The 7,869-nt window shown below is 70.1% G+C and carries 9 protein-coding genes and 1 pseudogene; 7 read left to right on the top strand and 3 right to left on the bottom strand.

Features of this window, described 5'->3' with window-relative positions:
- Positions 1 to 85 precede the first annotated feature (85 nt).
- Positions 86 to 436, bottom strand: coding sequence for a hypothetical protein (locus tag ABZ818_RS41975; protein ID WP_361427381.1), 351 nt, complete (start codon positions 434 to 436; stop codon positions 86 to 88).
- A gap of 286 nt (positions 437 to 722) precedes the next feature.
- Between ABZ818_RS41975 and ABZ818_RS41970 the strand changes: the two genes are divergently transcribed.
- Positions 723 to 1,541 carry an isocitrate lyase/phosphoenolpyruvate mutase family protein gene (locus ABZ818_RS41970; protein ID WP_361427378.1) on the top strand — a complete coding sequence of 273 codons (819 nt, stop codon included), beginning with the start codon at positions 723 to 725 and terminating at the stop codon, positions 1,539 to 1,541.
- 327 nt (positions 1,542 to 1,868) lie between these two features.
- Here the strand turns inward: ABZ818_RS41970 and ABZ818_RS41965 are convergent, their stop codons facing one another.
- Positions 1,869 to 2,510 carry a superoxide dismutase gene (locus ABZ818_RS41965; RefSeq protein WP_361427375.1) on the bottom strand — a complete coding sequence of 214 codons (642 nt, stop codon included), beginning with the start codon at positions 2,508 to 2,510 and terminating at the stop codon, positions 1,869 to 1,871.
- A 246-nt stretch (positions 2,511 to 2,756) separates the two neighbouring features.
- On the opposite strand from ABZ818_RS41965, the gene ABZ818_RS41960 reads away from it, so the two are divergent.
- The 3 genes and pseudogenes from ABZ818_RS41960 to ABZ818_RS41950 all read left to right on the top strand — a co-directional run bounded on the left by ABZ818_RS41960 (position 2,757) and on the right by ABZ818_RS41950 (position 4,300).
- Positions 2,757 to 3,059, top strand: a complete 303-nt coding sequence (locus ABZ818_RS41960; RefSeq protein WP_361427372.1) for a hypothetical protein — start codon at positions 2,757 to 2,759, stop codon at positions 3,057 to 3,059.
- A gap of 145 nt (positions 3,060 to 3,204) precedes the next feature.
- Positions 3,205 to 3,375 carry a 50S ribosomal protein L32 gene (gene rpmF, locus ABZ818_RS41955; RefSeq protein ID WP_141367375.1) on the top strand — a complete coding sequence of 57 codons (171 nt, stop codon included), beginning with the start codon at positions 3,205 to 3,207 and terminating at the stop codon, positions 3,373 to 3,375.
- Between the two features lie 36 nt (positions 3,376 to 3,411).
- Positions 3,412 to 4,300: pseudogene (locus tag ABZ818_RS41950) on the top strand (GTP-binding protein).
- Between the two features lie 19 nt (positions 4,301 to 4,319).
- Here ABZ818_RS41950 and ABZ818_RS41945 read toward each other — a convergent pair.
- Positions 4,320 to 4,544, bottom strand: coding sequence for a YozE family protein (locus ABZ818_RS41945; protein WP_361427369.1), 225 nt, complete (start codon positions 4,542 to 4,544; stop codon positions 4,320 to 4,322).
- Between the two features lie 249 nt (positions 4,545 to 4,793).
- Here ABZ818_RS41945 and ABZ818_RS41940 point away from each other — a divergent pair, with 249 nt between their 5' ends.
- The 3 genes from ABZ818_RS41940 to ABZ818_RS41930 are packed head-to-tail and all read left to right on the top strand — an operon-like array spanning position 4,794 to position 7,682.
- The gene (locus ABZ818_RS41940; protein WP_361427366.1) at positions 4,794 to 5,873 is read left to right on the top strand and encodes a Dyp-type peroxidase; all 1,080 of its coding nucleotides are present in this window, start codon (positions 4,794 to 4,796) and stop codon (positions 5,871 to 5,873) included.
- 19 nt (positions 5,874 to 5,892) lie between these two features.
- Entirely contained in the window at positions 5,893 to 6,729 is an 837-nt protein-coding gene (locus tag ABZ818_RS41935; protein WP_361427363.1) for a family 1 encapsulin nanocompartment shell protein, read from the top strand.
- On the top strand, positions 6,726 to 7,682 hold the full coding sequence (locus tag ABZ818_RS41930) for a hypothetical protein (protein WP_361427360.1): 957 nt from the start codon (positions 6,726 to 6,728) through the stop codon (positions 7,680 to 7,682). Before ABZ818_RS41935 ends, ABZ818_RS41930 begins: the two co-directional genes overlap by 4 nt.
- Positions 7,683 to 7,869: the final 187 nt, after the last annotated feature.

Here is a 7,869-nt window from a genome sequence, read left to right as displayed (position 1 = left end):
ACAGCAGAAACGCCCGGTCTGACGGCCGGGCGCGCTTCGAGGATGCGCTAACCCCGCCCTGAAGGGACGGGGCTTGCGCGCAAGATCACCGGTCAGCGGCAGTACCGCGTCCGGCGATCTCCAGGCGGCCGACTTTCTTGAGCCGGGTGAGATCGACCGTACGCCGGCCGGTGAGCGTGCGCGCGGAGAGCAGGCCGTCCGCGTGCAGTCGTGCGTGCCAGCCCAGATTGACGCCGTACACCGCCAAGGAACCGAGCAGGAGCGAGAACATCCCCAGCAGGCACAGCCCGTCACCGACCAGACCGGCCCTCACGAGCATCGCCGGGACCACCACCAGAACGGGCGTGGTCAACCAGGCAAGGAGGTTGCCGAACCGCTGCCCCGGCCGCCCCTGTCCAGCGCATACGGATATCTCTTCGGCCGAGTCGGTCGTCATGCCCCGACGGTACCCAACTGCCAATCGGCCTCGCGGTCAGGATTGCCTGACCCGCGTTGAGCTGCTGAGTGCCCTGTCCGGACTGCGGCAGGCGCGGATGGGCAACCGCCGAGCCCCGCACAAACCCCTGCTGACGCTCTGGCTGTTCGGGAGATTCGCGGCGTCGGGCAGCACAAGAAGCGGGTGGGGCCGGAGGAGCGGCGTAGGCCGGAGAAGGGGCGTAGGCGTCGACGTCGGTGTCGGTTTCCTGCCGGAGAACGACCGGCCGACGTGTTTGACTCCGTGCATGACCACCACGCAGTCGGCCAAAGCCCAGCACTTCCGTTCTCTGCACACGCCCGGCACGCCGCTCGCGCTCGCCAATGCCTGGGACGTCGCGAGTGCCCGGGTCATCGAGTCCGCGGGGGCCTCCGCGATCGCCACCACGAGTGCGGGCGTCGCCTGGTCGCTGGGCTCGCCGGACGGTGACGTCCTCGCCCGCGATCAAGCGCTGGGGTTGATTTCCCGTGTCGCCGCCGCGGTCGCGGTTCCGGTCACCGCCGACATCGAGGGCGGGTACGGGCAGGACGCGGCCGAGGTCGCCGAGACCATCACCGGGGTGCTCGCGGCGGGTGCTGTCGGCGTCAACATCGAGGACGGCACCCGAGCCCCGGACGAACTCGCGACGCGGCTTGCCGTCGCCCGGCGGACCGCCGACCGCGCGGGCGTGGAGCTCTTCCTCAACGCCCGTGTCGACACGTACCTGTTGGGGCTCGGGGACCCGGACACCCGACTGGAGGAGACCCTGGCCCGGGCGCGCCGGTACGTGGACGCCGGCGCGGACGGCGTCTTCGTTCCCGGCGTCACCGACACCGCCACGATCGCGGCGCTGGCCGAGGGCATCTCCGTACCGTTGAACGTCATGGCCGGCCCCGGCGCTCCGAGCGTCGCCGAGCTGGGCGCCCTCGGCGTGGCCCGCGTCAGCCTCGGCCCGGGCGTGGCGCAGGCGGCGTACGCTGCGGCCCGCCGCGCCGCGCGGGAGCTGTTCGACACCGGTGGCTACGACTCCCTGTCCGGCGGCATAACCTTCCCGGAACTCAACGCGCTGCTCTCCGAGTCCCGTTGACAGCACCGTGTTCCGTGCTCTGTGGCGGTTGCTTCAGGGGAGGGACCGTCCATGCGGCGCGATCCGCAGCGCGGCCACAGGATCACACGAAGTGTTACGCGGGCGGTGACCGCAGTCATTGCCGTCGGCCTGGTGAGCGGCTGCTCGTCGCACGATTCCGCGCAGGCTGAGCGGTGGCGGCGGAACTACTGCACCCGGTTGAGGGGACGCGGAAGCGCTCCCCCGGGCAGCAGGCCTGGGGGAGCACTTCGCTGTGCGCCTGCCGGTGAGGGGTGAGAAGACGATCACAAGCAGGACATCCGCGGGACTACGTCGTCACGGGGGTCGTCACGGCGCGAGCAGCAGGCTGTCGCCACGCTCCTTGGCGGCCGTGTAGCGCCTGGCCACGTCCTGCCAGTTGACGACCTGCCACATCGCCTCGATGAAGTCCACCTTCTGGTTCTTGTACTGCAGGTAGAAGGCGTGCTCCCAGGCGTCGAAGACGAGGATCGGGGTGGAGCCCTGTCCGACGTTGCCCTGGTGGTCGTAGACCTGCTCCACGATCAGCCGGCCACTCAGCGGCTCGTACGCCAGCACACCCCAGCCCGAACCCTGGGTGGTGGCCGCGGCCTTGGACAGCTGCGCCTTGAAGCCGGCGAAGGAGCCGAACGACTCGGCGATGGCGCCGACCAGCTCCCCCACGCCGTCCTTCTCCAGCGGCTCACCGCCACCGTCGCCGGTCATGTTGTGCCAGTAGATGCTGTGCAGGATGTGCCCGGAGAGGTGGAAGGCCAGGTTCTTCTCCAGACCGTTGACCGAGCCCCACGACTCCTTGTCCCGCGCCTCGGCCAACTGCTCCAGCGTGTCGTTGGCGCCCTTGACGTAGGCCGCGTGGTGCTTGTCGTGGTGCAGCTCGATGATCTCGGGGCTGATGACCGGGGCGAGCGCCGAGTAGTCGTACGGGAGCTCCGGGAGCGTGTAGACCGCCATGTCCAACATCATCCTTCGAGTTATTGCGCATGACTTGCAAGTGCACGATAGCAGCAACAAGGCACCGGGGCGCCGACCTGGCAACAGCTGCCGCGACCCCTCGACCGGGCCGACCGCACACCCCAGCCGCCGTGACATTCCGCTCATATATGAACGAACCTCTCTATATTGACTTCACGACTCACGACGCACGGCCCGCGACAGCACCACCCACCGGCCGCCGAACGGCACCCCCAGGAGCAGCCCATGAGCACCGTCGCCGAACACCGCACCCATGACAGCCACACCCACACCCACGGCGAGGGCTGCGGACACGTCGCCTTCCCGCACGGCGACCACGTCGACTACGTGCACGACGGACACCTCCACAAGGCCCACGACGGCCACGTCGACGAGTGCGTGACCGCCGGCCACACCACCCACGCCCACCACGACCACCAGCACGGCGAGGGCTGCGGGCATATGGCCGTACCCCACGAGGACCACGTCGACTATGTGCACGACGGCCATCGCCACGCCGCCCATGAGGGGCACTGGGACGACCACTGACGCAGCGGCAGACCTCAAGCGGCCGGCGGCCTCCCGAGGGCGCCGGCCTGGGGCATCGCACCGCACAGCGAAATAGTAATGAGATTCGTTTTCATGTAGCCTCCTGGCTGCTCACCAAAGGTGACCACCGAACCAGGAGGACTCCATGGCCGTTCCCAAGCGGAAGATGTCCCGCAGCAACACCCGCCACCGCCGCGCCCAGTGGAAGGCGGCCACGCCGGCGCTCGTCCCGATCACCGTCGACGGCGTCGCACACCTCGTGCCCCAGCGGCTGGTGAAGGCCTACGAGCGCGGGCTGCTGCGCCCCGAGGGCTGATCGTCCATGCCTTCCGACTGACTCCGCGTCACCGTCCTGTCCGGATTCCTCGGCGCGGGCAAGACAACCCTCCTCAACCATGTCCTGGGCAACCGCGAGGGGCTGCGCGTCGCGGTCATCGTCAACGACATGAGCGAGGTCAACATCGACGCTGCCCTGGTGCGCGGCGGCGAGGCAGCCTTGTCGCGCACCGAGGAACGCCTGGTCGAGATGACCAACGGCTGCATCTGCTGCACCCTGCGCGACGACCTGCTTCAGGAGGTCGACCGGCTGGCCCGCGAGGGCCACTTCGACTACCTGCTCATCGAGTCGTCCGGCATCTCCGAACCCATGCCCGTGGCGGCGACGTTCGCCTTCGCCCGCGACGACGGCGCCACCCTGGCGGAGATCGCCCGCCTGGACACCATGGTCACGGTCGTCGACGCCGCCGGCTTCCTGCCCGAGCTGACCAGCGGCGACGAACTCGTCGAGCGAGGCCTGGACCAGTACGAGGACGACGAACGCACCGTCAGCGACCTGCTGATGCACCAGGTCGAGTTCGCGGACGTCATCGTGCTCAACAAACTCGACCTCGTCGACGTTCGTGACCAAGGAGCTCGACAGCGGCGCGTTCGGCGAGGTTCTGCGCTCCAAGGGGTTCTTCACGCTGGCCGGGCGCCGGCAGGTGACGGGCCTGTGGTCACAGGCCGGCTCCGTCGCGCGCTTCGAGCCGTCCGCCGCCCGCGACACCGACAGCCCGGAAGGCCAGGAACTGGTCTTCATCGGCACGCATCTGCGCGCGGACGCGCTGCACGCGGCGCTGGGCGACTGCCTCATGGCCGACGGTGAAGGCCTGCCGCCCGTCGACCCGTTTCCCGCCTGGGACACCTACGGCATCGACGACACCTGCGAGCACGAGCGCCCGGAACCCGTGGCGCACGTCTGAGGAGCGCACGCCCGTGCTCTCAGTGGGAGTGAGGCTGGCGCTGGAACTCGTTCCAGGCGTGGCGCAGGGTGTCGATCACCTCCGGAGCGGCCCCGCGGCGCTCCAGGTACTCCCGGTACGTCTCGACGGTGGCCGCCGCGGGCCAGTGGGGGTCGTTCGCGACGGCGCGGGCGAAGAACCCCAGACGGTTCAGCTCGTCGGTGTGACTCGTGAGCCACCGCGTGAAGTCGGCTGTGTCGTTCATCGCATGTCTTCTCACAGAGGGAACGCCCACTGGTCCTCACCTGGCCGTCCGCCCCGCCGGCTGCCGTTTCTCCAGACTCCCACGAGCGCGCGGCAAGTCAAACCGGTCGTCGGACGCCCCCTGGAGAGGCTCGCCTCGACGCTGTACGGATGCGGCCGGCGGCCCGCCGAGGGCGCGGTGGCGGGTACCGGGCTTGCGCCATACGGTGAACAGGTGCCCGCCCGTGACCGTCAGGAAGGGGCGCGCTGCATGTGCGCACACTCCCAGGACCCGGAGCCCCAGCCGGTGCTGTCCCCGCTGACGGGTGCGGCGATCTTCCTCGTCGTGACCATCGACCGGGGCGGCGAGCCTGTCGTACGGGACATGCTGTCCGAACTGAACGGGCTCCAGCGGGCGGTCGGTTTCCGGGCGACGCCGGACGGGAAGCTGAGCGTGGTCGTGGGCATCGGCGCGGAGGCGTGGGACCGCCTGTTCGCGGGCCCGCGTCCGGCGGAGCTCCATCGTTTCCGCGAGCTGGCCGGAGCCCGGCACCGGGCGGTCTCGACCCCCGGCGACCTGCTGTTCCACATTCGCGCGGCCCGCCCGGACCTCTGCTTCGCGCTGGCCGCCGAGATCATGGAACGGATCCGCGACGTCGTCACCGTGCGTGACGAGGTGCATGGGTTCAAGTACTTCGACGTGCGTGACCTGCTCGGTTTCGTGGACGGCACGGAGAACCCGACGGGCCGGGCGGCGAACGCGGCGGTCCTGATCGGCGACGAGGACCCGGAGTTCGCCGGGGGCAGCTACGTGATCGTGCAGAAGTACGTGCACGATCTGGAGGCGTGGAACGCCCTGCCGGTGGAGGCGCAGGAGATGGTGATCGGGCGCAGGAAGCTGTCCGACGTCGAACTGGACGACGCGGTCAAGCCGGCCGACTCGCACGTGGCACTGACCACCATCGAGGACCCGGACGGGACGAAGCACGAGATCCTGCGCGACAACATGCCCTTCGGGACCGTGGGGCAGGGCGAGTTCGGTACGTACTTCATCGGTTACGCCCGTACTCCGGCCGTGATCGAGCGGATGCTGGAGCGCATGTTCCTGGGCGACCCTCCGGCCGCCCACGACCGGATCCTGGACTTCTCCACGGCGGTGACCGGGTCGTTGTTCTCCGTGCCCACCAGTGACTTCCTCGACGACCTCCCCGATGCGCCGACCGCGCGCGAGGGTGAAGAGGGCGAGGAGGGCGAGGAGGGCGGAGGTGTCGAGGAGGCCGAGCCCGTGCCGGCGGCGCTCCGGCCGCCGGCCGTGGACGGCTCGCTGGGGATCGGCGATCTGAGGATGTGACAGGAGGCGAGCATCCGCGATGGACAATCTGCATCGTGAACTGGCACCCATCTCCGCCGCCGCGTGGGCCGATCTGGAGGAGGAGGCGCGGCGTACGTTCAAGCGGCACGTCGCGGCCCGCCGCATCGTCGACGTGCCCGAGCCGTGCGGCCCGGAGCTGGCCGGTGTGGGGACCGGGCACCTGCGGACCGTGGCGGCGCCGGCCGAAGGGGTCGAGGCGCGGGTACGCCGGTTCCAGCCGCTCGTCGAGCTGCGGGTGCCGTTCACCGTGGACCAGCAGCAGGTCGACGACGTCGCGCGCGGCGCCAAGGACGCGGACTGGCAGCCGGTCAAGGACGCGGCCCGGCAGATCGCCTTCGCCGAGGACCGCGCCGTGTTCGAGGGCTACCCGTCCGCGGACATCGCCGGTCTGCGGGAGAGTTCGTCCAACCCCGCCCTGACCCTGCCAGCCGAGGCGCGCCAGTACCCGGACATCGTCAGCAAGGCCCTGACCGCGCTGCGGCTCGCCGGTGTCGGCGGCCCGTACGCACTGGCGCTGAGCGCCACGGCGTACACCGCTGTCAGCGAGACGTCCGACTACGGCTACCCGATCATCAAACACATCGCCCGGGTGCTGGACGGCGACATCGTCTGGGCGCCCGCCATCGAGGGGGCCTTCCTGCTGTCGACACGGGGCGGGGACTTCGAGCTGCGCCTCGGCCAGGACCTGTCCATCGGTTACCTGTCGCACGACGACACCAGCATCCGGCTGTACTTCCAGGAGACACTGACCTTCCTCGTATACACCAGCGAAGCCATCGTGGCCGCAAGGGAGTTGACTCCCTCGTCCGCCGCACCCGCTGAGGGTCGGGCATGAAGGCCGCCATCGTGGGGGCCGGCGCGGTCGGATCGGCCACGGCGCTGTCCCTGGTCGAACGCGGGGGAACCTGCCGGGAGATCGTGCTGATCGACCGCGACACCGCCCGCGCCGACGGCGTGGCCGCCGACCTGCGCTACGCCGCTCCGCTGTCCCCCACGGTCGACGTACGCTCCGGCGGCTACGGTGACCTGGCCGGGGCCGCCGTCGTCGCCGTCACCGCGGGGGTCAACGAGAAGGCCGGCGGCGCCACCGACCGGTCCGAGCCCCAGGGGCGCCTGCGGTTGCTGGATACCAATGCCAGGGTCTTCGCCGACGTCGTCCCCCAGGTGGTCGCGGTCGCGCCGGAGGCGGTGCTGATGGTGGTCACCGACCCACCGGACCCGCTGGCCGACCTCACCCGTCATCTCGCCGGGCACGACCGGGTGTTCTCGACCGGCACCCTCATCGACAGTCTCCGGTTCCGTGTGCAGCTCGCCGACCGCCTGCGGGTGCGACCCCGTGACGTCCAGGCCCTTGTGGTGGGCGAACACGGCACCTCCGAGGTGCTGTTGTGGTCCTCGGCGGGTGTCGGCGGCATCCCCGTCGCCGAACTGCTCGCCCAGGACGGCCGGTCGGTCGAGGACATACGCGAAGAGGTCGAGAACGACATCCGGTACGCCAACATCACCATCATCGAGGGCACCGGCGCGAGCCAGTACGGCATCGGCGCCGTCTCCGCCCGGCTCGTCGAGGCGGTCCTGCGCAACGAACGCGCGGTGCTGCCGGTGGCCGCGTACTCCTCCGCCCACGAGGTCACGCTCTCCCTGTCCAGCGTTCTCGGATCGGGCGGCGTCCAGCAGATGCACGAGCCCACCATGACGTCCGAGGAGCGAGGGGCCCTGGAGGAGAGCGCCCGGGTACTGCGCGAAGCGGCCGAGCGGGCCATTGCCGTGGGGGGTACGCGCGGATGAACGGGATCTCGGGACTCGTCGTGACGCACGGCGTCGGGGCGTGGAGCGCCATCAACGGTGTGGCGGGCGCCTACAGCGAGACATCGACTACGGCCCACGCGGCCCCCAACACCGCCCGGGCGTCCAGATCTGACCGCCTCGAGACGGCATGGTCGACGTCGGCCCGGCCGGCAATGTGCCGGCCGGG

Origin of the sequence: Streptomyces sp. NPDC047453, from assembly GCF_040643155.1 — a bacterium.
Classification (GTDB): Bacteria; Actinomycetota; Actinomycetes; order Streptomycetales; family Streptomycetaceae; genus Streptomyces.
The sequence above is the reverse complement of the archived record's forward strand: the minus strand, read 5'-3'. Positions and strand labels throughout refer to the sequence as shown.

What these genes read in the sequence shown, in the direction of transcription:
- ABZ818_RS41975 (WP_361427381.1), bottom strand. Translation starts at nt 436, where the DNA reads ATGACGACCGACTCGGCCGAAGAGATATCCGTATGCGCTGGACAGGGG.
- ABZ818_RS41970 (WP_361427378.1), top strand. Translation starts at nt 723, where the DNA reads ATGACCACCACGCAGTCGGCCAAAGCCCAGCACTTCCGTTCTCTGCAC.
- ABZ818_RS41965 (WP_361427375.1), bottom strand. Translation starts at nt 2,510, where the DNA reads ATGGCGGTCTACACGCTCCCGGAGCTCCCGTACGACTACTCGGCGCTC.
- ABZ818_RS41960 (WP_361427372.1), top strand. Translation starts at nt 2,757, where the DNA reads ATGAGCACCGTCGCCGAACACCGCACCCATGACAGCCACACCCACACC.
- rpmF (WP_141367375.1), top strand. Translation starts at nt 3,205, where the DNA reads ATGGCCGTTCCCAAGCGGAAGATGTCCCGCAGCAACACCCGCCACCGC.
- ABZ818_RS41945 (WP_361427369.1), bottom strand. Translation starts at nt 4,544, where the DNA reads ATGAACGACACAGCCGACTTCACGCGGTGGCTCACGAGTCACACCGAC.
- ABZ818_RS41940 (WP_361427366.1), top strand. Translation starts at nt 4,794, where the DNA reads ATGTGCGCACACTCCCAGGACCCGGAGCCCCAGCCGGTGCTGTCCCCG.
- ABZ818_RS41935 (WP_361427363.1), top strand. Translation starts at nt 5,893, where the DNA reads ATGGACAATCTGCATCGTGAACTGGCACCCATCTCCGCCGCCGCGTGG.
- ABZ818_RS41930 (WP_361427360.1), top strand. Translation starts at nt 6,726, where the DNA reads ATGAAGGCCGCCATCGTGGGGGCCGGCGCGGTCGGATCGGCCACGGCG.